The sequence below is a fragment of the Thermodesulfitimonas sp. genome (genome assembly GCF_052743955.1).
Genome location: NZ_JBRAIN010000009.1, coordinates 1 through 25,182 on the forward strand (window position 1 = coordinate 1; position 25,182 = coordinate 25,182).

The 25,182-nt window shown below is 60.2% G+C and carries 24 protein-coding genes and 1 tRNA gene; 21 read left to right on the plus strand and 4 right to left on the minus strand.

Annotated elements, in window-relative coordinates; genetic code table 11:
- The first annotated feature begins 299 nt into the window (after positions 1 to 299).
- From hpt to pyrE, 12 genes are all read left to right on the plus strand, one after another.
- The gene (gene hpt, locus ACUVTA_RS01510; protein WP_445951220.1) at positions 300 to 845 is read left to right on the plus strand and encodes a hypoxanthine phosphoribosyltransferase; all 546 of its coding nucleotides are present in this window, start codon (positions 300 to 302) and stop codon (positions 843 to 845) included.
- A 1-nt stretch (position 846) separates the two neighbouring features.
- Positions 847 to 2,385 (plus strand): glutamine-hydrolyzing GMP synthase, encoded by a 1,539-nt coding sequence (gene guaA, locus ACUVTA_RS01515; RefSeq protein ID WP_445951221.1) that lies wholly within the window; start codon positions 847 to 849, stop codon positions 2,383 to 2,385.
- Positions 2,386 to 2,440: 55 nt separating this feature from the next.
- Positions 2,441 to 2,515: transfer RNA gene (locus tag ACUVTA_RS01520), tRNA-Cys, on the plus strand.
- A gap of 148 nt (positions 2,516 to 2,663) precedes the next feature.
- Positions 2,664 to 3,206: a bifunctional pyr operon transcriptional regulator/uracil phosphoribosyltransferase PyrR gene (pyrR, locus tag ACUVTA_RS01525; RefSeq protein WP_445951239.1), complete on the plus strand. Its 543-nt coding sequence runs from the start codon at positions 2,664 to 2,666 to the stop codon at positions 3,204 to 3,206.
- Positions 3,207 to 3,333: 127 nt separating this feature from the next.
- Positions 3,334 to 4,272, plus strand: a complete 939-nt coding sequence (locus ACUVTA_RS01530) for an aspartate carbamoyltransferase catalytic subunit (protein ID WP_445951222.1) — start codon at positions 3,334 to 3,336, stop codon at positions 4,270 to 4,272.
- The gene (locus ACUVTA_RS01535; protein WP_445951240.1) at positions 4,256 to 5,566 is read left to right on the plus strand and encodes a dihydroorotase; all 1,311 of its coding nucleotides are present in this window, start codon (positions 4,256 to 4,258) and stop codon (positions 5,564 to 5,566) included. The genes ACUVTA_RS01530 and ACUVTA_RS01535 overlap by 17 nt, the downstream gene beginning before the upstream one ends.
- A 39-nt stretch (positions 5,567 to 5,605) precedes the next feature.
- Complete coding sequence (carA, locus tag ACUVTA_RS01540; RefSeq protein ID WP_445951223.1) at positions 5,606 to 6,682, plus strand: glutamine-hydrolyzing carbamoyl-phosphate synthase small subunit; 1,077 nt, start codon at positions 5,606 to 5,608, stop codon at positions 6,680 to 6,682.
- Positions 6,683 to 6,684: 2 nt separating this feature from the next.
- Complete coding sequence (carB, locus tag ACUVTA_RS01545; protein WP_445951224.1) at positions 6,685 to 9,936, plus strand: carbamoyl-phosphate synthase large subunit; 3,252 nt, start codon at positions 6,685 to 6,687, stop codon at positions 9,934 to 9,936.
- Positions 9,912 to 10,691, plus strand: coding sequence for a dihydroorotate dehydrogenase electron transfer subunit (locus ACUVTA_RS01550; RefSeq protein WP_445951225.1), 780 nt, complete (start codon positions 9,912 to 9,914; stop codon positions 10,689 to 10,691). Before carB ends, ACUVTA_RS01550 begins: the two co-directional genes overlap by 25 nt.
- Complete coding sequence (locus tag ACUVTA_RS01555) at positions 10,688 to 11,611, plus strand: dihydroorotate dehydrogenase (RefSeq protein ID WP_445951226.1); 924 nt, start codon at positions 10,688 to 10,690, stop codon at positions 11,609 to 11,611. Before ACUVTA_RS01550 ends, ACUVTA_RS01555 begins: the two co-directional genes overlap by 4 nt.
- Positions 11,612 to 11,622: 11 nt before the next feature.
- Positions 11,623 to 12,339 (plus strand): orotidine-5'-phosphate decarboxylase, encoded by a 717-nt coding sequence (gene pyrF / locus ACUVTA_RS01560; RefSeq protein WP_445951227.1) that lies wholly within the window; start codon positions 11,623 to 11,625, stop codon positions 12,337 to 12,339.
- 80 nt (positions 12,340 to 12,419) lie between these two features.
- Complete coding sequence (gene pyrE / locus ACUVTA_RS01565; protein ID WP_445951228.1) at positions 12,420 to 13,013, plus strand: orotate phosphoribosyltransferase; 594 nt, start codon at positions 12,420 to 12,422, stop codon at positions 13,011 to 13,013.
- Between the two features lie 97 nt (positions 13,014 to 13,110).
- Here pyrE and ACUVTA_RS01570 read toward each other — a convergent pair whose 3' ends face one another.
- On the minus strand, positions 13,111 to 14,055 hold the full coding sequence (locus tag ACUVTA_RS01570; RefSeq protein ID WP_445951229.1) for a hypothetical protein: 945 nt from the start codon (positions 14,053 to 14,055) through the stop codon (positions 13,111 to 13,113).
- 153 nt (positions 14,056 to 14,208) lie between these two features.
- Here ACUVTA_RS01570 and mobB point away from each other — a divergent pair, with 153 nt between their 5' ends.
- From mobB to ACUVTA_RS01610, 8 genes are all read left to right on the plus strand, one after another.
- Entirely contained in the window at positions 14,209 to 15,339 is a 1,131-nt protein-coding gene (gene mobB, locus ACUVTA_RS01575) for a molybdopterin-guanine dinucleotide biosynthesis protein B (protein ID WP_445951241.1), read from the plus strand.
- On the plus strand, positions 15,333 to 15,866 hold the full coding sequence (locus ACUVTA_RS01580; RefSeq protein ID WP_445951230.1) for a YqeG family HAD IIIA-type phosphatase: 534 nt from the start codon (positions 15,333 to 15,335) through the stop codon (positions 15,864 to 15,866). Before mobB ends, ACUVTA_RS01580 begins: the two co-directional genes overlap by 7 nt.
- A complete protein-coding gene (locus ACUVTA_RS01585) occupies positions 15,851 to 16,735 on the plus strand; it encodes a shikimate dehydrogenase (RefSeq protein WP_445951231.1) in 885 nt (294 codons plus the stop codon). Before ACUVTA_RS01580 ends, ACUVTA_RS01585 begins: the two co-directional genes overlap by 16 nt.
- Before the next feature lie 131 nt (positions 16,736 to 16,866).
- On the plus strand, positions 16,867 to 18,030 hold the full coding sequence (gene aroC / locus ACUVTA_RS01590) for a chorismate synthase (protein ID WP_445951242.1): 1,164 nt from the start codon (positions 16,867 to 16,869) through the stop codon (positions 18,028 to 18,030).
- Complete coding sequence (locus tag ACUVTA_RS01595; RefSeq protein WP_445951232.1) at positions 18,027 to 18,554, plus strand: shikimate kinase; 528 nt, start codon at positions 18,027 to 18,029, stop codon at positions 18,552 to 18,554. Before aroC ends, ACUVTA_RS01595 begins: the two co-directional genes overlap by 4 nt.
- A gap of 3 nt (positions 18,555 to 18,557) precedes the next feature.
- Positions 18,558 to 19,640 carry a 3-dehydroquinate synthase gene (gene aroB / locus ACUVTA_RS01600; protein ID WP_445951233.1) on the plus strand — a complete coding sequence of 361 codons (1,083 nt, stop codon included), beginning with the start codon at positions 18,558 to 18,560 and terminating at the stop codon, positions 19,638 to 19,640.
- A gap of 37 nt (positions 19,641 to 19,677) precedes the next feature.
- Positions 19,678 to 21,384 carry a type II secretion system ATPase GspE gene (gene gspE / locus ACUVTA_RS01605; RefSeq protein WP_445951234.1) on the plus strand — a complete coding sequence of 569 codons (1,707 nt, stop codon included), beginning with the start codon at positions 19,678 to 19,680 and terminating at the stop codon, positions 21,382 to 21,384.
- 102 nt (positions 21,385 to 21,486) lie between these two features.
- Positions 21,487 to 22,581 (plus strand): type IV pilus twitching motility protein PilT, encoded by a 1,095-nt coding sequence (locus ACUVTA_RS01610; protein WP_445951243.1) that lies wholly within the window; start codon positions 21,487 to 21,489, stop codon positions 22,579 to 22,581.
- Positions 22,582 to 22,700: 119 nt separating this feature from the next.
- Here the strand turns inward: ACUVTA_RS01610 and ACUVTA_RS01615 are convergent, their stop codons facing one another.
- Positions 22,701 to 22,988 carry a hypothetical protein gene (locus tag ACUVTA_RS01615; RefSeq protein WP_445951235.1) on the minus strand — a complete coding sequence of 96 codons (288 nt, stop codon included), beginning with the start codon at positions 22,986 to 22,988 and terminating at the stop codon, positions 22,701 to 22,703.
- Between the two features lie 562 nt (positions 22,989 to 23,550).
- Between ACUVTA_RS01615 and ACUVTA_RS01620 the strand changes: the two genes are divergently transcribed.
- Positions 23,551 to 23,916, plus strand: a complete 366-nt coding sequence (locus ACUVTA_RS01620) for a hypothetical protein (RefSeq protein WP_445951236.1) — start codon at positions 23,551 to 23,553, stop codon at positions 23,914 to 23,916.
- A 2-nt stretch (positions 23,917 to 23,918) separates the two neighbouring features.
- Here the strand turns inward: ACUVTA_RS01620 and ACUVTA_RS01625 are convergent, their stop codons facing one another.
- The gene (locus ACUVTA_RS01625) at positions 23,919 to 24,536 is read right to left on the minus strand and encodes a response regulator (protein ID WP_445951237.1); all 618 of its coding nucleotides are present in this window, start codon (positions 24,534 to 24,536) and stop codon (positions 23,919 to 23,921) included.
- Positions 24,499 to 25,182 (minus strand): sensor histidine kinase (locus tag ACUVTA_RS01630; RefSeq protein WP_445951238.1); only part of this gene is annotated, 684 nt, incomplete at its 5' end. The genes ACUVTA_RS01630 and ACUVTA_RS01625, both read right to left, overlap by 38 nt.

Consider the following 25,182-nt stretch of genomic DNA (forward strand, 5'->3'; position numbering starts at 1 on the left):
CTAATTTAATTTGTAGTGCCATGTAAATTGTTCCATTTTGTGGGTATCCCTTTAGAAATGATGGGTTATTTTTTAAGCTGGTTTTTCAGAGACCTCGGCATTTCAATATCATTTTTTGAAGGTTATTGTCAATAAAAAAATTAGTTTTGGGGTTAGGATATGGCTAACTGAGGCAGTTAAAGTTGACATCCTGCGGTTTTCCTGGTATAAATAAGCCAGATTTCGTGCTTTTCTACCCTGGCACTCTTTGCGAACTGTGGTAGTGCCTTTGCGGGGCGAAAGTGCGGAGGGGGAAGCTCGTGCACCCGGATATCGAGCGGGTTCTGCTCGGCCGCGCGGAGATTCAGGAACGGGTGAAGATGCTCGGCGAGATGATTTCGGCGGATTACCGCGGGAAAGAACTCCTGACGGTGGGCGTGCTTAAAGGGTCGGTGGTTTTCTTGGCCGACCTTTTGCGTGTGCTGACAGTTCCGGTGGAGCTTGATTTTATTGCGGTCTCAAGTTACGGCGCTTCTAGCACAACTACCGGTGTGGTGCGGATTCTCAAGGATCTCGACCGGAGCGTAACGGGGAAAGAGGTTCTCCTCGTGGAAGATATTGTGGATACGGGGCTAACGCTCAAGTACCTGACGGACCACCTCTGGCAGCAGGAGCCGGCGGGGCTCAAGGTGTGCGCCCTTCTGGACAAGCCTTCCCGCCGGCGGGTACCGGTGACGATTGATTATTTGGGTTTTTCGATCCCGGACGAGTTCGTGGTCGGCTACGGGCTTGATTACGCGGGGCGTTACCGGAACCTGCCCGACATCTGCGTGCTGCGCCGGGAAATTTACGAAGCGAGGGAGTAACGTGCCCAACCCGCAAGCAGAACTGGTAATCATCCTTGATTTTGGGGGACAGTACACCCAGCTCATCGCCCGGCGGGTGCGGGAGTGCCGGGTTTATTGCGAGATTATGCCTTATTCTACGCCGGTGGAGGCGCTGCGGGCGCGCCAGCCACGGGGCATCATTCTCTCGGGGGGGCCGTCGAGCGTGTACGAAGAGGGTGCACCGGTGCTCCCGACGGCCTTTTTTGAAACCGGGATACCGGTATTAGGCATCTGCTACGGGATGCAGCTCATGGCCCACCTGCTCGGCGGCAACGTGGCGGCCGCGGCGCACCGGGAGTACGGCCGGACGCCCTTGGAGGTTCTGGCCGACGGGGGCCTTTTTGCGGGGGTTGCGCACCGGACAGAGGTCTGGATGAGCCACGGGGACAAAGTGACGGCGCCGCCGCCGGGATTCGTGGTGACCGCTCGCACGGAGGCGGCACCGGTGGCCGCGATGGCGGACCCCGCCCGGAGGCTTTACGCGGTGCAGTTTCACCCCGAGGTCGCCCATACGCCCGAAGGGAAGAAGATGCTCGAAAACTTTCTTTATAGGGTTTGCGGCTGCAGCGGTGCGTGGACGATGGGCTCTTTCCTAGAGGCGGCGGTGGCCGAAGTACGGGCGACTATCGGTGCGGGCCGGGCGATTTGCGCTTTAAGCGGCGGCGTGGATTCGGCGGTGGCGGCGGCACTGGTGCACCGGGCGATCGGGGACCGGCTCACGCCCGTCTTTGTGAACCACGGGCTTTTGCGGAAAGGGGAGCCGGAGTCGGTCCAGGAGGCTTTCCGGCGTCTTGGCATCCGGCTTGTTTACGTGGAGGCGAAGGAGCGTTTTTTACAAAAGTTGGCGGGGGTGGCCGACCCGGAGGCGAAGCGGAAGATTATCGGCACCGAGTTTATCCGGGTTTTCGAGGAGGAGGCGCGCCGGCTGGGCGGCGCCGAATTCCTGGTCCAGGGGACGCTTTACCCGGACGTGGTCGAAAGCGGCACGGCGACGGCGGCGAAGATCAAGTCGCACCACAACGTCGGGGGGCTGCCGGAGGATTTGCAGTTCAGGCTCGTGGAGCCGCTCCGCTGGCTCTTCAAAGATGAGGTACGGGAGCTAGGGAAAGAACTCGGGCTGCCCGAGGAGATCGTCTGGCGCCAGCCTTTCCCTGGTCCGGGGCTGGCGGTGCGTATCCTGGGGCCGGTGACGGAGGAGAAGCTGGCGCTTTTGCGCGCGGCGGACGCCATCGTTACCGAAGAGGTGAAGCGGGCGGGGCTCGACCGGCAGGTTTGGCAGTATTTTGCTGTTCTGCCCGACATCCGGAGCGTGGGCGTGATGGGCGACGCGCGGACCTACGCCCACGCGATCGCCGTCCGGGCGGTGGAGAGTCAGGACGGGATGACCGCCGACTGGGCGCGGCTGCCTTACGCAGTGTTGGAGCGGATCGCCACCCGTATTGTGCGGGAGGTGCCCGGTGTTAACCGGGTGGTTTACGATATCACTTCCAAACCGCCGGCGACAATTGAATGGGAATAAGGTATTGCCGGGGCGCGGGCGGTAGGGTATAATAAAGTAGCGTTGGATTAAGAGGGGCGGCATAGCCAAGTGGCAAGGCGACGGTCTGCAAAACCGTTATGCGGCGGTTCGAATCCGCCTGCCGCCTCCAGGATTACCTTTAATCCGGTCCCGTGAGGCCGGGAAGGGAGAGGTTAACGGTGACGCAAAAAATAGCGCGTGCTCAAGCCTGCTTACCAGATTGGCGGTAAGGAGGCTTTTTTTATGCCAGAAGGCGGTCGGGAGGGTTGACGGTGAAGCTGAAGGAGAAGGCGCAGATTATGGATGCTGAGGGTATCAGGCGGGCGCTCACCCGGATGGCCCATGAGATCATCGAACGGAACAAAGGGGTGGAAAATCTGGCCCTCATCGGCATCCGGCGGCGGGGAGTGCCTCTGGCGGCCCGGCTGGCGGCCTTGATCTTGGAGATAGAGGGGCGGGAGGTGCCGGTCGGTTCCCTCGACATCACGCTCTACCGGGACGACCTGACGCAGCTTAGTTACCAGCCGCTGGTTTACCGGACGGAGGTTGATTTCCCGGTGACCGGGAAGCGGGTGGTGCTGGTGGACGACGTGATTTATACGGGACGGACGGTGCGGGCGGCGCTCGACGCGCTGATGGACTTAGGGCGACCGGCGGTGATTCAGCTCGCGGTGCTGGTCGACCGGGGGCACCGGGAGCTACCGATAAGGGCGGATTTCGTCGGGAAGAATGTGCCGACATCGCGGAAAGAAGTGATTGAGGTGCATATCAAGGAGATAGATGGTGACGAGCGGGTGGTTATCAGCGAAAGGGTGGAGTGAGGCGTCCTTTTAAAGACGGTCCGGCGAGGCTGGCAAGGGGCGCGGAAAAGGAGCGCGTTTGCCGGCCTCGGCCAGCCAAAAGCGGGACGGGGCCTTTTTATTTGGCGTTTGAGCGGGGAGGTAGAAGATGCTACAGCGGAAGGACCTGTTGGGCCTGGAGGAGTTAGAGGCGGACGAGATCCGCATGATTCTTGATACCGCAGGCGCAATGCGTGAAGTGATCAGGCGGGACATCAAAAAAGTGCCGACGCTGCGGGGCAAGGTGGTGGCGACGCTTTTCTACGAGCCGAGCACCCGGACGCGTTTCTCTTTCGAATTGGCAGCGAAACACTTGAGCGCGGATACGATAAGTGTGACTGCGGCCACGTCGAGCGTGGCGAAGGGTGAGGGGTTGGTCGATACGGCGAAAACCATCGACGCGCTCGGGGCCGACGCGGTGGTTCTCCGCCACCCCGCGGCGGGTGCGGCGGCGGTTTTTGGCCGCTACACGCGCGCCGCGGTGATCAACGCGGGCGACGGGATGCACGAACACCCGACGCAGGCGCTGTTAGACCTCTACACGATCCAGGAGCAGAAAGGCCGGATCGCGGGGCTTACGGTGACTTTCGTGGGCGACATCCAGCACAGCCGGGTAGTGCGGTCGAACATCTGGGGGTTGCAGAAGCTCGGGGCTACGGTGCGGGTCTGCGGGCCGCGCACCCTTTTGCCGCCGGGGCTGGAAAAGATGGGCGTGGCCGTTTTTACCCGGCTGGAAGACGCGCTGCCGGGGTCAGACGTGGTTTACGTGTTGCGCCTCCAGCGGGAGCGGTTTGCTCAGGGCCTGCTACCCGGCGTTGAGGAGTACGCCCGCCTCTACGGCATTACCTGGGAGCGGTTAGGGTTGGCGAAGCCGGAGGCGATCGTGATGCATCCGGGACCGCTTAACCGGGGTGTGGAAATCAGTGCCGCGGTGGCCGATAGCGGGCGGGCGGTGATCACGCACCAGGTGACCAACGGGGTGGCGGTGCGGATGGCCTGCCTTTATCTCCTCGTACGGAGGGAAAACGATGATAAGGCTTATCATTAAGGGCGGGACGGTGGTAGACCCGGTTGCGGGGAAGCTATTCCAGGCGGACGTGACCGTGGTGGGGGATAGGATTGCGCATATCGGCAAAGCGCCTGCGGATAAAGACGCTACGGTGGTCGACGCCCGCGGCTGCCTCATTTTGCCGGGGCTGATCGATATGCACGTGCACCTCCGGGAACCCGGCTACGAATACAAAGAGACAATCGCTACCGGGGCGGCAGCGGCACTCCGGGGCGGCTTCGCGGCGGTCTGCGCGATGCCGAATACCCGGCCGGTTTGTGATAACGCGGCGGTGGTGGGCTTTGTCTTGGAGCGGGGGAAGGCGGTGGGCGGCGCCCGGGTCTACCCGGTCGGGGCGCTCACCAGGGGGAGCAAAGGGAAGGAACTCGCTCCCCTCGGCGAGATGCGGGCTGCTGGCGCGGTGGCCTTTTCGGATGACGGCCGCTGGGTGAAGAACGGGAATCTCATGCGCCGGGCGATGGAGTACGCGGCGATGCTCGGTGCGCCGGTGATTTCGCACTGCGAGGATCCGGACCTAAGCGCCGGAGGAGTGATGCACGAGGGGGTTACCGCGTCGATTCTTGGGCTCCGCGGGATACCGGCGGCGGCAGAGGAAGTGGCGGTGGCGCGGGATGTTATCCTCGCGGCGCTTACCGGGTGTCATCTTCACATCGCCCACGTGAGCACGGCCGGCGCGGTGCGGCTCATCCGGGAGGCGAAGGCGCGCGGGGTGAAGGTAACGGCGGAGGTGACGCCGCACCACTTTACGCTGACGGATGAGGCGGTGAAGGGTTACAACACTAACGCAAAGGTGAACCCGCCGCTTAGAACCGCCGCCGACGTGGCGGCGCTCAAGGAGGGGCTGGCCGACGGGACGATTGACGTGATCGCGACCGACCACGCGCCGCACGCCCGGGAGGAAAAAGAGGTCGAGTTTGACGCGGCCCCCTTCGGGATGGTGGGCCTGGAAACCGCGGTGGGCCTAGCGATGGCGCTCGTGCGGGAGGGGGTGCTCACGCTCCCCCAGCTTGCGGCGAAGCTCACCATTAACCCGGCCCGGCTTTTAGGTCTCGCGGGTGGTTCGCTCCGGGAAGGGGCGCCGGCCGACGTTACGCTGATCGATCCGGAGCTGGAAGAGACGGTGGAACCGGAGAGCTTTGCCTCTAAGGGCAAGAATACCCCGTTTGCCGGGTGGCGGCTCAAGGGGCTGCCCGTGGGGGTGGTGGTCGGCGGGCGGTGGTTTGAGGTGCGGCCGCGGGCGGCTACCGGCAGGCGGGCGCGGGCGAAAAAGTAACCCGGGGGATTAAACGGGGAAGGAGATTGAAAGCGGAAGATGCGGGCGGCGCTGGCACTGGAAGACGGGACGGTTTATTTCGGTACGGGTTTCGGCACCGCGGGGGAAAGCTGGGGCGAGGTCGTCTTCAACACTGGGATGACCGGGTACCAGGAGGTACTGACCGATCCCTCCTATTGCGGTCAGATTGTGGTGATGACCTACCCGCTTATCGGCAATTACGGGATCAACGAGGCTGATTTCGAGGCCCGGCGCTCCTTTGTGCGCGGGTTTGTGGTGCGGGAGGCCTGCAGTACTCCTTCTAACTGGCGGGCCAAATGGGACCTGGCAACCTATTTACGGGAGCAAGGGGTAATCGGGCTGGCGGGTATCGATACGCGGGCTTTGACCCGGCGCCTGCGGAAACACGGGACGATGCGCGGGGTTTTAAGTACGGTGGACCTGAATGCGGCAAGCCTGGTGGAAAAGGCGCGCCGGTCGCCGCCGCTTACCGGCCAGGCGCTGGTTGACGCGGTTGCTACGCGGGAGCCCTACGTGGTGCCCGGCGACGGCTACCGGGTGGTGCTCTTCGACTTCGGGGCTAAGGAAAACATCATCCGGTGCCTTAACCGGCGGGGCTGTACGGTAGTGGTGGTACCGCCGCGGACCACGGCGGCGCAGGCACTGTCTTACGAACCAGACGGGATTATGCTCTCGAACGGGCCCGGGGACCCGGTAGACGTCTTTTACGCGGCGGAAACCGTGCGGGAGCTTATCGGCAGGGTGCCGGTCTTCGGCATCTGCCTTGGCCACCAGATTTTAGGGCTGGCTTTTGGGGGCAGAACTTATAAACTAAAGTTCGGCCACCGGGGCGTCAACCACCCGGTCAAGGACGTGGTGACGGGCCGAGTTTACATAACATCCCACAACCACGGCTTTGCGGTTGATGCGGCGTCGCTGCCTCAGGAGGTTTACGTCTCGCACGTGAACCTCAACGACGGGACGGTTGAAGGGATGCGCCACCGACACCTGCCGGTTTTTTCGGTGCAGTACCACCCGGAAGCGGCTCCAGGAACCAACGACGCGGAATACCTCTTTGACGAATTCATAGCTATGATGCAGCGCGAGAGGAGATAGGGATGCCACGGCGCAAGGATCTTAAAAAGGTAATGGTTATCGGTTCGGGCCCGATCATCATCGGGCAGGCGGCGGAGTTTGATTACGCGGGGACCCAGGCCTGCCGGTCCCTGAAGGAAGAGGGGCTGGAGGTGGTGCTGGTCAATTCGAACCCGGCGACGATCATGACCGACGCTAACACGGCGGACCGGGTGTACATCGAGCCACTCACGCCGGAATTTCTATCCGAAGTATTGAAGAAGGAGCAGCCCGATGGGCTCCTGCCTACCCTCGGCGGTCAAGTAGGCCTCAACCTGGCGCTGGAACTGAGCGAGATGGGTGTGCTGGCGGCGCTTGGCGTTGAGCTCTTAGGGACCCCGCTGGAAACAATTAAGAAGGCGGAGGACCGGGAGCTTTTCCGGACGATGCTGCAGGAAATCGGGGAGCCCGTGCCGGCGAGCGTTATCGCGTCAAATCTAACGGAGGCGGTGCGCTTCGCGCGGGAGATAGGCTACCCGGTAGTGGTACGGCCGGCTTACACGCTGGGTGGCACGGGCGGTGGCATTGCACGTAACGAGGCGGAACTTCGCGAGATCGCGGCGCGCGGGCTCAAGCACAGCATCATCAGTCAGGTGCTCCTCGAGCAGTGCGTTGCCGGCTGGAAAGAGATCGAGTACGAAGTGATGCGGGACGGTGCGGATAATTGCATCACCGTCTGCAACATGGAGAATATCGACCCGATGGGCATCCACACCGGCGACAGCATCGTGGTTGCTCCCTCCCAGACGCTGAGCGATAAGGAATACCAGCTTCTCCGTACCGCTTCGCTCAAAATCATCCGGGCGCTCGGGGTTGAAGGCGGCTGCAACATTCAGTTTGCCCTAGACCCGAAAAGTTTCCGGTACTACGTGATCGAGGTCAACCCCCGCGTCTCGCGCTCTTCGGCTTTGGCTTCGAAGGCTACGGGCTACCCGATTGCGAAGGTGGCGGCGAAGATCGCCATCGGGCTCACGCTCGACGAGATAAAGAATGCGGTGACGGGCAAGACTTGTGCTTGCTTTGAACCGGCGCTAGACTACGTGGTCGTGAAGTTCCCCCGCTGGCCTTTCGATAAGTTCGCGTTGGCCGACCGGGTCCTCGGAACGCAGATGAAGTCAACCGGCGAAGTGATGGCCATCGGCCGGACCTTCGAGCAGGCGCTTTTAAAAGCGGTGCGTTCACTCGAAATCGGGCTTTACGGGCTGACCCTCCCCGAAGCGGCTAAACTTTCGGACGCGGCGCTGCGGGAAAAGCTGGCCGTGCCGCATGACGAGCGTCTCTTCATTGTGGCGGAGGCGTTGCGGCGTGGCTTTGCGGTGGAGGAGATCGCGGCGCTCTCCCACATCGATCCGTGGTTTATCGAGAAAATTAAGGGTATCGTAGCTTTTGAGGCGGAGCTACAGCGGGAAGGGGCGGCGGGATTAACGGCCGCGCGGCTGGCGATGGCGAAGCGTCTTGGTTTTTCGGACCGGGCGATTGCGGTGCTGACGGGCCAAGCAGAAATAGATGTGCGGCGGAAGAGGGAGGAGCTTGGCGTTATACCTGTTTATAAGATGGTCGATACCTGCGCCGCCGAGTTCGAGGCGGCGACTCCTTACTATTACTCGGCCTACGAGACGGAGGATGAGGCGCCGCCGGAGCCCGGCCCTAAGGTGGTAGTTTTGGGGTCCGGGCCGATTCGGATCGGACAGGGGATCGAGTTTGACTATTGCTCGGTTCACTGCGTCTGGGCGCTTCGGGAGGCAGGGGTCAAGGCGGTCATCATCAATAACAACCCGGAGACGGTAAGCACCGATTTCGACACGGCAGACCGCCTCTACTTCGAGCCCCTCGTGCCGGAGGACGTGATCAATATCCTGAAAAAAGAGCGGCCCGACGGGGTAGTGGTTCAATTTGGGGGGCAGACGGCCATTAACCTGGCCAAACCGGTTGCCCAGGCGGGCTTCAAGATTTTGGGGACCTCGGTGGAAAATACCGATACGGCGGAGGACCGGGAGAAGTTTGACCGGCTTTTAGAGCGTCTCGGTATCCCGCGGCCGCCGGGCGGCACCGCGTTTTCCGTTAACGAAGCAACGGCGATCGCGCGGCGGGTGGGCTTTCCGGTTCTGGTACGGCCCTCCTACGTTCTTGGCGGCCGGGCGATGGAGATCGTTTATAACCAGGATGATTTAGTAGAATATATGCGGTCGGCGGTCAGGGTGAGCCCGGAGTACCCTGTACTCGTTGACAAGTATATTTTCGGGAAGGAAGTAGAAGTAGACGCTATCAGCGACGGCGAAGAGGTAATCATCCCCGGGATTATGGAGCATGTGGAGCGGGCCGGGGTCCATTCCGGGGACAGCATTGCGGTTTACCCGCCGCAGGGGCTGGCACCGGCGACCGAGGCGAAGATCGTGGCCTACACCATCGAGTTGGCGCGGGCGCTGCGGGTGAAGGGGTTGCTAAACATCCAGTACGTTGTAGCTCCTAACGGCCAGCCTTACGTGCTTGAAGTTAATCCCCGGGCGAGCCGGACCGTTCCGTATCTCAGTAAAATTACCGGCGTGCCGATGATCCACCTGGCAACACAGGTGATTTTGGGTAAGAAGCTCCGGGAGTTAGGTTATGCGACCGGCCTTTACCCGAAGGGTCGCTACATCGGGGTTAAGGTTCCGGTTTTCTCCTTCGCTAAGCTGCTGGATGTTGATGTTTCCCTTGGTCCGGAGATGAAGTCGACAGGCGAGGTTATGGGGGTAAGTGCCGATTATGCGGCGGCCCTCTACAAGGGTTGCGTGGCGGCTGGTTACTCCTTCCCGCAAGCGGGCACGGTGCTTGTGACCGTTTCCGACCGGGATAAAGAAGAAGTTCTGCCGATTGTGCGCGAGCTTGTGGCGCTCGGATTTAGAATTGTAGCCACGGCGGGGACGGCTCAAGTGCTCCGGGCGGCCGGTATCCCGGTGGAAACGGTGAAAAAACTCCACGAGGGTTCTCCTAACATTGTGGACTTGCTGCGCGAGGGAAATATCCACCTGGTGTTAAATACGCTTACCCGCGGCAAGATGCCCGAGCGCGAAGGCTTCCGGATCAGGCGGACGGCGGTGGAGTTAGGCGTCCCGTGCATCACGTCCCTCGACACGATCCGGGCGATTCTAACCGTGATGAAGGCGCGAACAGCGGGTGGATTCATCGAAGTAATACCGTTACAGGAGTACCACTTGGAGGGGGCTATGCCGTGGTCTACGAGGCAGAGATTGTAACGCAGCGCAAAGTTGCGCACGGTTGCTACCGGCTGGAACTCTACGCCCCGGAGATAGCGCGCGCGGCCCAGCCAGGCCAGTTCGTGATGGTGCGGACGAGCATCACGGCGGACCCGCTGCTGCGGCGCCCCTTTAGCATCAACACGGTGGACCGGGAGCGGGGGCTGGTGAAGATTCTCTACCGCGTGGTCGGGAGGGGTACAGCGCTGTTAGCGGGGAAGAAATTGGGGCGCCGGCTGAGCGTCTTTGGGCCCCTGGGAAAAGGCTTTACCGTGCCGCCAAGCGGTCGCTTTGCCGTGGTGGCCGGGGGACTCGGAATGGCGCCGCTTTATTTCTTGGTCCAGCGGTTACGGGCGCTCGGGAACGAGGTGACCGTTTTTTACGGTGCGCAGAACCGCTACGAGTTGCTCCTACAGGAAAAACTCGCCGCCCTGCGGGTACGGCTTTTCGTGGCGACGGATAACGGGGCAGCTGGTTTCAAAGGGACGGTGGTGGATCTCCTACGAGCAGAAGGCATCCCGCCGGTGGATATTCTTTACGCCGCGGGGCCAGGCCCAATGCTGCGGGCGCTGGCGGCTTTCCTCCGGGAGGCGGGAATAGCCCGGGCGGAGTTTTCCCTCGAGGAGCGGATGGGTTGCGGCGTCGGTGCCTGCCGGGGGTGCGCGGTGAAGGTGATTACCCCGGAGGGGCCGGTTTACAAGCGGGTCTGTGTGGACGGCCCGGTTTTCTTGGCGGAAGAGGTGGTCTGGGAGTGAAACCAGAACTTTTCGTTGACCTGGCCGGGTTGCGGCTTAAGAATCCGGTGGTGACGGCCTCCGGGACTTTTGGCTTCGGGGTAGAGTACGCTGCGGTTGTGGATCTCACCGCTCTGGGGGCTGTGGTTTTAAAGACGGTGACCCTGAAGCCCCGGCAGGGAAATCCGCCGCCGCGCCTGGCGGAAACGCCAGCGGGGATGCTCAACAGCATCGGGCTCGAAAACCCGGGTGTAGAAGTCGTGGCCCGGGATATTCTGCCGGAGCTGAAGCGGCGGGGAGTGAAAGTCATCGCCAGCGTTGCCGGGGAGACGAACGATGAATACGCTACAGTGGCGGAGCGTTTGGCGGCTGCGGGTGTAGACGCGCTGGAAGTTAATCTTTCGTGCCCCAACGTAAAAAAAGGGGGACTGCATTTCGGCGGTGACCCGGAAACGGCGGCGGCGGTGATCCGGACGGTCCGGCAAGTTGCGGGAAATTTGCCCGTTTTCGTCAAGTTGGGCGTAATGGGCACAGATGTAGTGCAAGTGGCGACGGCGGTTGCCGCTGCCGGGGCGAGTGGCGTTTCTTTGATCAATACCCTTCCCGGTCTGGCGGTCAATTGGCGGTGGTGCCGGCCGGTTCTGGGTAATGTCACCGGGGGGCTATCCGGTCCGGCGATAAAACCGGTCGCCCTCTGGGCGGTTTGGCGGGTCTACGCGGCCACGCGGTTACCGATCATCGGGATGGGTGGAATCATGGGTGCCGAAGACGCCCTCGAGTTTATCGTCTGCGGCGCGACGGCCGTAGCCGTAGGTACGGGGAATTTTGTCAACCCGCGGCTCACGGTGGAGCTTGTGGAAGGGCTGAGTCGGCTGCTGGCTGCGGAGGGCGTCACGGATGTTAAGGAGCTTATCGGCGCGGCGCACCGGCGCTCCGGGTAAGGGGGAGCAGGATGCAAGGGAAAAAGCGGCTGATGGTGGCTCTCGACGCGGACGACTGGTCCCGGGCGCAGGAACTGGCGGGGCTTTTACGCGATCTCGTCGGAGGCTTTAAGGTCGGGATGCGTCTCTATTACCGGGTCGGCCCAGCGGCGCTCGCGTTCCTCCGGGGGCTGGGCCGGGAGGTTTTTGCCGACCTGAAACTGCATGACATCCCGTCAACAGTGGCGGGCGGGGTGCAGGCCCTAACGGCGGCCGGTGCTTCCATTATCAACGTCCACGCTGCCGGCGGGCGGGCGATGATGCGGGCGGCAGCCGAAGCCGCGGCGGCGGAAGCGGCGCGCCTGGGCATCCCCCGGCCAAAGGTAGTTGCGGTTACGGTGCTCACGAGCCTTGATGAGCAGGCGTTGCGGGAGGAGGTCGGCATTTCCGAAAGCCCGCTGGCGGTGGCGCTCCGGTGGGCGCTGTTGGCAAAGGAGTGTGGTCTGGACGGTGCGGTGGCTGCGCCGCTTGAGGCGGCGGCGATTAAGAAGGCCTGCGGTCCAGATTTTTTGCTCATCGCGCCGGGGGTACGGCCGCTGGGTGCGCCGCTTGGTGACCAGCGGCGGGTTATGACCCCGGGGGAAGCGGTACGCGCCGGCGCCGACTACATCGTTGTGGGAAGGCCGGTTCTCCAGGCGCCGGACCCGGTGCGGGCAGCGGCGGAGATTGTGAAATCGCTGGATGGATAAGTTCACGGTTCCAAGTTCAGGGTTAAGCAAGGCCAGGTAACGTAACCGGTGAAACTGTGGTGTAGGAAGGGGTTTGCAAATTGGAGTTTGGGGAACTGGGCGAAGCCGAAATCCGGCAAATTTTTGAAAAAAGCGGGGCCATCCTTTCGGGACACTTTATTTTGACCTCCGGGCGCCACAGCGATACCTACGTGCAGTGCGCCTTGGTGCTACAATACCCGGAGATTGCCGCGGGGTTGGGCGGCGCGCTGGCCGCGCGTTTTCGGGGGCTTAACGTTAGCTGTGTTGTGGGGCCGGCGCTCGGCGGGATCATCATTGCTTACGAGGTGGCGCGGGCGCTTGGGGTGCGGGGTATCTTTACCGAGCGGGTGGAGGGCGTGATGCGTCTCCGGCGCGGTTTTACGGTGGCGCCAGGCGAACGGGTGTTAGTGGTGGAAGACGTTGTCACCACCGGGGGGTCGGTAAAGGAGGCGGCGGCGGCCGTGGCCGCCCTTGGGGGAGAAGTGGTCGGTTTCGGGGCGCTGATCGACCGCAGCGGCGGCCAGGCACGTTTCGACGCCCCATTTGCGGCCTTGCTCAAAGTCGGCGCGGTGACCTGGGATCCTGAAAGGTGCCCTCTTTGTCGCCAGGGTGTTCCGGCGGTCAAGCCCGGCAGCCGCGACCGTGGTGCTTAAATTTGTTGGCGGCGGCCGGACCGTCTTTACCGGTTAGCGTGGTAACTATTCGGCTAAATTATAGTTGCGCTGCGCTGGGGGTAGAGCCGCCTTGCCACTATAACTCTTGTTCCCTGCTGGAGATTGTCTGTTGCCGGCGATAAAGAGCACTAGTTTGGGCAACGTGCGGTAATTTAAAGCGAAAAGGAAACCGCAACCATAAGAGACCCACGGCAGTGCGGTAGGTGGCGCCATCATCGGCGCTAAGAGGATGATTCCTACAAGAAGGGAAGACCGGCTGCGCGCCAGAGCGAGAGTACAAGATAGTGCGTGTAGAAAAAAGTAACGAGTGTTTTCCGGTATAAATAAGCCACTCTGGAGCGCGCCACCCAAGCGAACAAAGGTTAAAGAGGAGGCCGTAAAGCGTTAGCCCCCGCAGAAAATAGCCCGCGTTCATCGCCCATTTTTCACAGTGCCCCTTACCGGTAACCACGAGCAAGAAGTACGCCCCGGCGGCGGCCAGGGCAAGGAGGAACCCTGCCCGGCGGAACCGGTAGCAAAAGAGGCCCCAGAGGAAAAAGGATAGCCAGGAGAAAAGCGGGAAAAGGCCTGGTGGAAAAAGGAAGCCGGCTACCACAGGAATGGCTACGACAGCCTTTTTGCAGAGCACGTATAGCAAGAAAGGCAAAGGGAATAAGAGCCCGCTTTCTTCCCCAAGTAAGCGCACCAGCAGCGCCGTGGCTATAACGCCGAGCGCGATGCCCTGAAATATTTCGCACTGGGGCTCCCGCCAGAAGTCGATCCCCTTGGTACCGATAAAGCTTAACCCTATTAAGAAAAAGAGGGCGTAGGAGATGGCCAGCACGGGCCATGGCCGGGAGCGCAGCTGAAAGCTGGCGGTTACCCCGCACACGCCAAAGAAAAGTACCGGTGCGAAAGTCCCCAAAAAGACCACGTAATGGGTAAACCAGTCGTTGGTAACTACGTGGGAGTGAGCAAAGACCATCAGGAGACACCCGAGCGTTTTTAGCAGGTCCAACGTATAATCTCGTTCGCGCGGCAAGAGGCTTATTCCCTCCCGTTTTATTCGCCTGCTATTCTTTGGGTGCGGACGCACAACTATATTACGTGCGCCGTGTTTCTTGCGTGCCTGTCCAGGGCGAAATTTGCGCGAACCCTCTGGCGGTTGGCGTCTTTTTGGGTTAAACTAAAAATTATGAACGCAACTGCTCTGGTTTTGGCTGGCGGTAAAAGTACCCGGATGGGAGAAAATAAGGCTCTGCTCCGGGTCGATGGGCGGCCGCTGGTGGCGCGCGTTGTTGCGGCCTTGCGGGCCGTATTCCCCGAGGTAATTATCAGCGGTGATGTGGGACTTTTTGCGGGTTACGCCGACCGGGTGGTAGAGGATATATTCAAAGGGGTGGGGCCACTCGGGGGGATTCACGCGGGCCTAGTCTCGGCCCGTTACGAGGTGGTTTTCGTTGCGGCGTGTGATCTGCCGTTTGCAGACGGCGAAGTAGCGGCGTTCATTACCGGGCAGGTGGAGGGCTTTGATGCGGCGGTGCCGTGTGTGGCGGGACGGTTGCAACCGCTTTTCGCGGCCTACCGCAAGAGCTGTCTGGAGCCGATAACTAAAATCCTGGAACGAGGCGAGCGCCGGGTGGCTGGCTTCTTCCCCGCAGTGCGTGTGCGTTACCTCACGGAAGCAGACTTTGTTTGGCGGCCCGGGATAGAGCGCGTCTTTTTCAACGTGAATACACCGGCGGACCTGGCACGGCTCCGGGCGGTGGAGGATTTCCAAAGGGAGCGTGCAGTTGGCGGGACGTCAACTGTTACTCTAGGAGAGAGGGCTTGGCCAGTACCTGTTTTGGGCGTTGTCGGGAGGTCGGGGTCGGGCAAGACGGGGTTGGTTGTTCAGTTGGTAGCTGCCTTGCGGGAGGCGGGCTACCGGATAGCCGTTCTGAAGCATACCCGGCACCCGTTGTTAGATACGCCCGGCAAAGATACCGACCGGTTCATGCGGGCGGGGGCGTCAAAGACAGCGCTTGTAGGGCCGGGCGGCTTCTTTTGCTTTCAGGATGGCGCGGCGCTTTCTTTTGAGGAGGCCGTAGAGTTGCTGGGCCGGGACGTAGATATGGTTATAGTCGAGGGATGGCGGGAGGCTCCCATTCCGCAGGTGCGGGTTCTCGCGCCAGGTGAGAAGGCGGCGATTGATGCGCGGACGGTGGCGGTGGTAAGCGGCGAACCACTCTGCCTTCCGGTGCGCGTTTTTCATCCGGGGGATGTTGCCGGAATGGTTACTTTTTTAGGCGATCATTTTCTTAAGTGGGAGGCCAGGTCTTGCTGAGGTTTATTCTTCCCAACCTCTACGTGGATTCGGTTTTTGAAATTACTCCGGAGCTTCTCAGGAGCAGGGGTATCCGGGCCTTAATTCTGGACCTGGACAATACACTTGTGGCCCGCGGGCAAGAATGGGCCGAGCCCCGGCTGCTTGAATGGCTGGCCGCTATGCGGCGGGAAGGCTTTAAGCTCTGTATCGTGTCAAATAACAGCCGGCAAAAAGGGGGGGCGCTGGCGCGCCGCCTCGGCGTGCCGGGCGTATTCCGGGCCGTGAAGCCGCGCGGCAAGCCCTTCCGTAAAGCTCTGGCGCTACTCGGGACGAGCCCGGAGGAGACCGCGATGGTCGGTGACCAGCTCTTCACCGATATCTTGGGCGGGAACCGGATGGGGCTTTATACCATCCTGGTATCACCGCTTGGGGGGCCTGATTTCATCCTGACCAGGCTTATAACCCGCAGGGTCGAACAGCTTTTTCTCCCTTTTATCAGGGCGCGGCGGTCGCTTGGCGCGGGAGAGCGGTGGCTGAGGTCATGATTAACGGGGAAACGAGGGTTACCGGCATCTTCGGGGACCCAGTGGCGCACACTCTTTCGCCCGCGATGCATAACGCGGCGTTTACCGCTCTGGGGCTTAATTTTGTTTATCTCCCTTTCCACGTGCGGCGGGAGGCGCTTGCAGCAGCGGTGGCGGGAATCAAGGCGCTCGGGCTTGCGGGGGTCAACATCACCGTGCCACATAAAGAGGCGGTGCTGCCCTTGCTGGACGAGGTAGCGGAAGAGGCGCGGCTGATCGGTGCCGTGAATACGGTGGTGAACCGTGGAGGGGCACTTGTAGGGTATAATACCGATGCTACCGGCTTCTTGCGGGCCTTGCAGGAAGCGGGTTTTGACCCAGCGGGCCGCCCGGCGGTAATTATCGGTGCAGGCGGGGCGGCGCGTGCGGTGGTAGTGGCCCTGGCTCGTGCCGGGGTGCGGGAAATCACCATCTTTAACCGGACCCTTAGCCGCGCTGCGGCACTGGCTGAACTGGTGCGGGCTGAAAGGGTAGCCGCCGCGACGCTGTCCTGGGCGGATCTGGCAGGTACCGGTAAAAAGGTGGTTACCGAGGCGGCGCTGGTTGTGCAGACGACGAGCCTGGGGATGCACCCGAAGGAAGAGGCGTGCCCGCCGGTGCCGCCGGAGGCTTTTAGGCCGGGGCAGCTTGTGGTCGACCTTGTCTACAGCCCGCCGGAAACCCGGTTCTTGCGGCTGGCAGCGGCGGCAGGGGCGACGATCCAGAACGGAATAGCGATGCTTCTCCACCAGGGGGCTGCCGCTTTTGAACTCTGGACGGGGCGGGAGGCACCCGTTGGGGTGATGCGGGCGGCGCTCGAAAACGTTCTACGTTCTATGTTCGACGTTTAAGGTTAGGGTTTATAAAGGTGCATGGGGTGCGGTTTGGTATGATGTCTTTTAGCGTTGAACGTTGAACAGACCCCAGAGCTCTATGTCGGTATGAGGTTAAACGTCTATTTCAGGGGGAGGCAGAGGTGGCACTGCGTTACTTGACCGCGGGAGAGTCGCACGGTCCCGCATTGCTTACTATAGTAGAAGGGATACCGGCAGGGCTTTGGCTCACGGCGGATTATATCGACCGCCAGCTTGTGCGTCGCCAGGGAGGCTACGGTCGGGGCGGTCGCCAGCGGATTGAGGAAGACCACGTAGAGATCCTAAGCGGTGTGCGGGGGGGCTATACCCTCGGCTCACCGATCGCCCTGAAAATTAGCAACCGGGACTGGGCAAACTGGCGGGAGGTTATGGGGCCCGAGCCTGGAGCGCGCCTTGACGAACGCGTGGTTACGCGGCCCCGCCCGGGGCATGCGGATCTCGCCGGGATGCTGAAGTACGGGCACCGGGACCTCCGGAATGTGCTGGAGCGGGCGAGTGCCCGGGAGACGGCGGCGCGCGTGGCGGCAGGAACGGTGGCGCGCCGGTTGTTAGAGGAGTTAGGGATTGAGGTGGCCGGCCAGGTACTCCGGATCGGGCCGGTGGAGGTGCCACCGTTTGAGGCGCCGCCGGAGGAGATCCGGGGGAAGGTTGAAAAATCCCCGGTTTATTGCGCCGATAAGACAGGGAGCGAGGCGATGGTGGCGGCCATTGACCGGGCGCGGGAGGAAGGGGACTCGCTTGGCGGTATCTTTGAGGTACGCGTTTACGGTGTCCCGCCAGGGCTGGGAAGCTACGTCCACTGGGACCGGCGTCTCGACGGCCGCCTAAGCCAGGCGGTGATGAGCATTCAGGCGATCAAGGGCGTCGAGATCGGGATGGGTTTCCGGGCCGCTTCTCTGCCGGGATCGGCGGTGCAGGACGAGATCTTTTACGCCCCGGGGAGGGGCTTTTACCGGGAGTGCAATAACGCAGGGGGCCTTGAAGGGGGGGTAACTAACGGGGAGCCAATTATCGTCCGGGCAGCGATGAAGCCGATCCCGACCCTGCGACGCCCGCTCGGGAGTATCGATATTTTTACCAAGGAGCGGGTCGAGGCGGCTTCCGAGCGCGCGGACATCTGCGCGGTGCCAGCGGCCTGTGTTATTGCTGAGGCGGTGGTAGCCTGGGAAGTGGCGCGGGCCTGTCTGGAGAAGTTCGGTGGCGATTCACTGGCCGAAATCAAGGAGGCCCTGGAACGTTTTCAAGAGCGTGTGAGGCGGGTGACGCGGTGAAAAATGTCGTGTTGATCGGCTTTATGGGGACGGGGAAGACGGCGATCGGGAAAAGATTGGCGCGGCTCTTGGGCTGGGAGTTTATCGATACGGATGCCGAGATAGAGCGTTTGACCGGGAAGAGTATCGCTCGCATCTTCGCCGAGGACGGGGAAGTACGCTTCCGTTCGGAGGAGAACTTACTTTGCCGGAAGCTTGCCAGACGCGAGAGACTGGTCATCGCTACGGGCGGCGGTATGGTGCTCAACCCGGAGAATGTGGCGTTGCTGAAACAAAACGGGGTGTTAATCAGGCTTTACGCCGCTCCGGAAGTGATCGTAGAACGGGTTAAAGGGAAAAAGGAACGGCGGCCGCTCCTAAAGGGGAACCTGGAGGAACGGGTGCGCGAGCTTCTCGCGGCGCGGGAGGAAGTTTACCGTATCGCTGACTTTGCTGTAGATACGGGCAAACAGGACCCGGATAGCTCGGCGGCGATCATCTACGACTATTTAAGAAAACAAGATCTTTTAGACGGGGAACGTTAGCGGATGAAGGAAGTTAGTGTAGCGCTTGGGTCGCGCAGCTACCCGATTTACGTGGGGCCGGGTATCCTGCGGGAGATTGGCAGCTTTGCCCGCCGCCACCTTAGCGGCGAGCGAATCCTGATCGTTACGAACCCGACGGTTGCGCCGCTGTTTGCGGCGGTGGTAGAGGAGAGCCTGGCGGCAGCAGGTTTTGGAGTGCGGCGGGCGGAGATTCCCGACGGCGAGGAGTACAAGACGCTCGCTACGGTGGCCACTCTTTACGATGCGGCACTTGGTGCGGAATTGGAGCGGGGCGATACTGTTCTTGCTCTGGGCGGCGGCGTGGTGGGTGACATCGCCGGTTTTTTAGCCGCAACCTACATGCGGGGTGTAGCTTTCGTGCAGGTGCCGACAACGCTTTTGGCACAGGTCGATTCGAGCGTCGGGGGTAAGGTTGGGGTGAACTACCCGCAGGGGAAGAACCTGATCGGCGCCTTCTACCAGCCGCGCTTTGTGCTTGCAGACGTGCGAACGCTGGCCACCCTTCCGTTACGTGAGGTTCGGGCGGGCTTGGCCGAAGTGATAAAGTACGGTGTCATCTACGATGCCGCCTTTTTTACGTGGCTCGAAACGCATCTCGAAGCGCTGCTGCAGCTTGCGGATGCGGCAGTGGAGCAGGCGGTGGCGACCTCCTGCGCGATTAAAGCGGCAGTCGTTTCTGCCGATGAAACAGAAAAGGGGCTGCGCGCCATCCTGAACTTTGGCCACACCCTCGGTCACGCCCTTGAGGCGGCCACCCGTTACGAGCGTTTTGTCCACGGCGAGGCGGTGGCGATCGGGATGGTCTTTGCGGCGCGGCTGGCCAAGCGGCTCGGCTACTTTGAACCAGCCGGGGTCGAGCGGATTGCGGCGCTGGTGCGGCGGACCGGGCTGCCGGACACGATTCCACCGGATATCGCTCCGGAAGCGCTCCTCGACGCGATGCGGCGGGATAAGAAGGTGGCGGCGGGGCAGCTTACCTTTATCCTTCCGGAAGCAATTGGCAGGGTACGGATTGCCCGGGGGGTGCCTACCGATGTGGTGCGTTCCGTACTGGTTGAAGGTTGAAAAAGCCTGTGAACGGATTAAAGCGGAGGTGTAGCTGGTGGCTAAAGTATTAGGGCAGCAGCGGCGTCTGGGTGATTTTCTCCTTGAAAATAAGCTGATTACTCCGGCCCAGCTCCAGGAGGCGCTTAAGGTGCAGCAGCAAACGAAGGAGCGGCTGGGGGAGGTTCTGGTTAAGCTCGGATACGTATCGGAGCAGGATATCCTCGATGTGCTGGAGTTCCAACTCGGGACGCCTCAGGTGGACCTCAATGCGGTGACCCTCAACCCGCTTGTTGTCGAGAGCGTTCCCGAGCAGCTGGTTCGCCAGCATAAGGTTGTTCCCCTTAAAAAAGAAGGCAACAAGTTAGTGGTAGCGATGGTCGACCCGCTAAACGTCGTAGCCATCGACGACCTACGCCTGGCTACCGGACTTGAAATCGAACCCGTCCTGGCGAAGGAAAAAGATATCGACGCGGCGATTCAGCGCTACTTTGGGCTTCCGGGGCTGGAGAAGGCGCTGGAAGAACTCGATGTTCCTGAAGTGGTGCAGATGGAGGCGGTCAACCTCGACCAGCCCGAGCGGGAAGCGGTTGACGAAGCCCCTATTGTTCGCCTGGCTAACTCGATAATCATCCAGGCGATTAACGAGCAGGCCAGCGACATCCACATTGAGCCCCAGAAAGAAGATGTCCGGGTAAGATACCGGATAGACGGGATGCTGCAGGAGGCGATGACCCTGCCGCGGAAATTCCGTTTTCCCCTCGTTTCCCGGATCAAGATTATGGCCGACCTTGATATCGCCGAGCGGCGGGTTCCCCAGGACGGACGTATCTTGATCCGCTACCGGGAGCGAGAAGTAGACCTGCGGGTTTCGACGATGCCCACCGTTTTTGGGGAAAAAGTGGTCATTAGGCTCCTCGATAGAGGGAAGATGCTCTTCCGCATCGACCAGTTAGGTTTTTTAGAGGACAACCTCCAACGTTTTAAAGATATCATCCGGCGCTCTTTCGGCATGATTTTAATCACCGGCCCTAGCGGGAGCGGTAAGACTACCACCCTTTACGCGGTTCTTTCCGAAATTGGTTCCCCGGAGCTCAACGTGATCACCGTGGAGGACCCGGTGGAATACCTTTTGCCCGGGGTCAACCAGGTGCAGGTGAACCCGAAGGCCGGGCTCACCTTTGCCCGCGGCCTGCGCGCCATCCTGCGTCAGGATCCCGACATCGTAATGGTGGGTGAAATCCGGGACGGGGAAACGGCAGAGATCGCGATCCGGGCGGCGATGACGGGGCACCTGGTGCTTTCAACCCTCCACACGAATGACGCTGCCGGGGCGGTGACCCGCCTCCTCGACATGGGGATCGAGCCCTTCCTGGTGGCCTCTACGGTTCTTGGCGTCACGGCCCAGCGGCTGGTCCGGGTGATCTGCCCGCGCTGCAAAGAGCCTTACGAGCTTGAACCGGGAGCGCGCCCCCGTTTCTTCATGGGTCTCGCTTACGACGCGCCGGTTACGCTCTACAGGGGGCGGGGGTGCCGTTATTGCAACAACACCGGTTACCGGGGGCGCACCACCATTTGCGAGGTGCTTAGGGTGACGCCGGCGGTCAGGGACCTTATTGCAAAGCGGGCGCCAGCGGCGGCGATCCGGGAACAGGCGATCGCCGAAGGAATGCGGACTTTGCGCGAGGACGGCGTCGCCAAAGCGCTAAAGGGGTTCACCACGATTGAAGAAGTGATGCGGGTGGCTTACGCGGAGGAGAATTAGTTCGAAGTTTGTTAGTTCGAAGTTCGAAGTTCGAGTTTGGATAGTTTGCGGGTTGAAGCTCGGGAAGAGCCAAGAAAGATTCAGGGTGGTGGAGGAATGTCGCTGGAGATCCAGGAGCTCTTGACCCTTGCCGTAGCGCGGAAGGCTTCCGACCTGCACCTTACGGTAGGTGTGCCGCCGGTTTTGCGGATTAACGGGGAACTCCACCCGCTGGCTCAAGGGGAAATGCCCGGCGGTACGGAGTTGCAGGGAGAGAAGGCGGCGAAGCCCCTTACCCGCGAGGATATTGTAACGCTGCTGCGGCAGCTTGCGGATGAAGAGCGGCAGCGGCGCTTTTGGGAGGTTGGGGAGGTCGATTTTGCCTACGGCGTGCCTGGCCTCGGCCGTTTTCGGGTTAACTGCTTCAAACAGCGGGGGAACCCGGCAATTGCCATCAGAGTTTTAAATACGCGGATCCCTACTCTTGAGGAACTCGGCCTGCCAGAAGTGGCGGCGCATCTTGCTCGCCGGCCGAACGGGCTGATCCTGGTTACCGGGCCTACCGGGAGCGGGAAATCGACAACGCTCGCAGCGATGATCGACCTTATCAACCGGGAGCGGCGCTGCCATATTATCACGCTCGAGGACCCCATCGAGTACCTCCACCGCCACGGCCGCTCGATTGTTAACCAGCGGGAGATCGGTAACGATTCGCGAAATTTCGCCACTGCGCTGCGGGCCGCCCTGCGCGAGGACCCCGACGTGATTTTGGTCGGGGAGATGCGCGACCTTGAGACAACCGCGATCACGCTCAAAGCCGCGGAGACGGGCCACCTGGTGCTGGCGACGATGCATACACCCAACGCCGCCCTGACGGTCAACCGCATTGTGGACATCTTTCCGCCCCACCAGCAGGCGCAGGTGCGCGTGCAATTAGCCGGCGTTTTTCAGGGGGTGATCGCGCAGCAGCTTCTGCCGCGCGCCGATAAACGGGGTCGGGTGTTGGCGGTGGAGGTTCTTGTGGCCACCCCCGCCGTCCGTAACTTGATCCGGGAAGGTAAAACCCACCAGATAGCCTCTGTCATCCAGACGGGCGCGCGCTACGGGATGCTTCCCTTTGAACAAAGCCTGCGCCAGCTTTACGCTGCGGGGCTGATCACCCGCGAGGAGATGATGCTCCGTGTAAGCGACGCGGAGCTATTGCAGCGGGGCGGGTAGGGAAGTCCCGCGTCCGGTTTGATCTTCGCCAAACGCGTTTTTACAGGAGGAGTTTTCCCCGCAATCACATATAGCCCCACTTGCGCCGGTAATCGAGTTTGATTTCGAACTCGCACGGCTTAAAACCGTTCGCAAGTAACAGCTTCCTTTACTTCGTGCGCCTCCAGATCGTTCCCCTCGAGGATAACGGCTTCCTTGCTTCCCCGTGAGCGCCAGCCGCGGTTGAGTAGCAGCTGCGTAATGGCGGCCACCCGGGTCAAACGTTCGGCAAAAAAGTCCCTTAAATTATAGATGTCTTCGGGTTGAACCGTGGCTGCCGTCCGGATTTGCTCTAAGGGCGGGACTTCACCCGGCAGCCAAGTTCTTTCAAAGAGTTTGAGAATGACGGTAACCTGGTAATCGACCATTGTCCTTGCCTCCCTCTCTTCATAAATAGTACGGAATTTGCTTCTGGCGGAGTGGTTACAAGCACCAACGCGCCGCTATAATTACCTTCCTCATCATAGACGTAAACCACCTCGGCGGTGGTGTTCCTGGAAGTCAATTTTACCAGTTTAATTGTGCGGGAGCCAATGTTGCGGTAAATGAAGCCAGCCAGTTCGGGATCAACCCCGTCGATACTGAGGCCGGGTTCGAGGGTGCCCCAGTAGCACCGGGCTAAGAGGTTAGCCTGGGCTACTTTGTGGTGCCTGTCGATATAAATGACGGCCATAGGCAGGGTTTCAATTAGCCGGCTAAGAACGTTAAAACAAGTTTTTTCCTGAGCACCGGAGCCAATAACGGTGGTGGCCTCTGAAACCTTACCTTTCTTAACCAGCGGGGCGTGAATGGCTTCGAAGCGCCGGTCCGAGATTTGAAAAGTCAGGGTGCCGTAGGTTTTTGCGCCGCTCTGAGCGTCACCGAATTCACGCCCAAGATTAACGTTTTAGTACCGCGGGGAACCCAGTTTTTTTCGGGTTTCAAAGTTTCGTGAGCGGTTCCGGAAATAACCGCTCCACGATCATCAATGATCCACACTCCGGTAATCCGGGGGTCGAGCGTAGAGAGCCTGTCCAGGGCAGCACCCTGCCGGGCGAGTTCCTACGCCGTCCTTTCGGTAACCGTTTCCAGGTCCCTGAGGAAATAATTCGTTTGGTTAATCGCGATCTGGCGGATACTTTCTTCGTAGTTTGTCATAATCTTCTTGAGAAAGCGGAATTTCATAGTGAAAAATACAGTGATCGCACTCAGGAAAAAGACGGCTATAAAGAGGAAAACGGCGTTTCTGGTTGCGGCGGATCTGGCCATAATATCCCTTCCTTAAGCGCGAACCAGGCGCAATTCAACCATCGGTAATGCTATCGCAATAGACCTCGCTTGGCAGCTACCGCTAGCGCTTCCTCGATGGTGCTCACCCCGAGTTTGGTACAGAGACCTCTAATTCTCCGGCAGAGGGTGGAGAGGCTCATGTAGAGTTTAGCGGCGATCTCTTTTTGGTTCTTGCCTTGAGCAATCAGCTGCAAAATGTTGGTTTCCGTGTCCGAAAGACAAGGTTCACGGTTTGCCAGAAGTAGTTGCGCCTGGAGGCCGGGATAGATGTAAATGCTTCCTTTATAGACCGTGAGAATGGCCGACTTGATTTCTTCGAAGAAGGCGTACTTAGGCACAAAGCCCTTGACCCCTCTTTCTAGTGCTTGGCGAACCAATGTGATATCGTCATAATAAGTAGTTAAAATGATTATTTTGAGCTGCGGGAAGGCGCTCAATAATTGACTGCAGAGTTCGAGCCCATCCCCATCAGGTAAGCCGATGTCCAAGAGGAGGATATCCACGTTCCCGTCCGTATGTTTTAACGCTTGGGCGAAGGAGTCGGCCTGCGCTACCACCTGAAATTTATCTTCGGTTTCAAGTAACTTTTTCAAACCCTCGCGGAAGACGTTATGATCCTCCACCAGCATGATTCTGATCTTCGCCACCTTCCATACCCCCCTTTTTAGGCAGGGTTAAGGTAATACAAAACCCGCCGTCTTTATAACCATAACTAAGCTGGCCGCCGATTAAGCGGGCGCGCTCCGCCATGCCCCATAATCCTTTTCCGGGTGTTGGTGGGGTTTCTTTAATGCCGCCATTATCGATGATTTCGATCGTTATATTTTCGTTGTTGTCGCTGAAGAAAATGTCTATTTCTGTAGCTGCAGAATGCCTGGCCACGTTAGTCAGCGCCTCCTGGATAATCCGGTAGACGTTAATCTGGGCGGCCATACTTAGGGGGAGAGATTGTTTCTGGTAGTAAAGATAGACTTTCCGGTTATGCATCCGTTCGAAATTAGCTACATACGATTCGAGAGCCGGAATAAAGCCCACTTTTTCGATTAAATACGGGTGAACATCATTCATGATATTGCGCATATCGATTACTGCCTTCTGGCAGTGCGTCCGCAGCATCAAAATGTTTTCTTCTTCTGCTGGCGAGAGTTGACCCTGCTTCGTCCGCAGGATGTAGTCCAGGCCATGAATAATGGTGGACATATAGCGGCCAATCCAGTCGTGGATCTCGGTGGATATTCGTGTTTGTGATAAAGTAAAAGGGACCCACCTGAGGGGCCAGTGATAAAGAAAAAG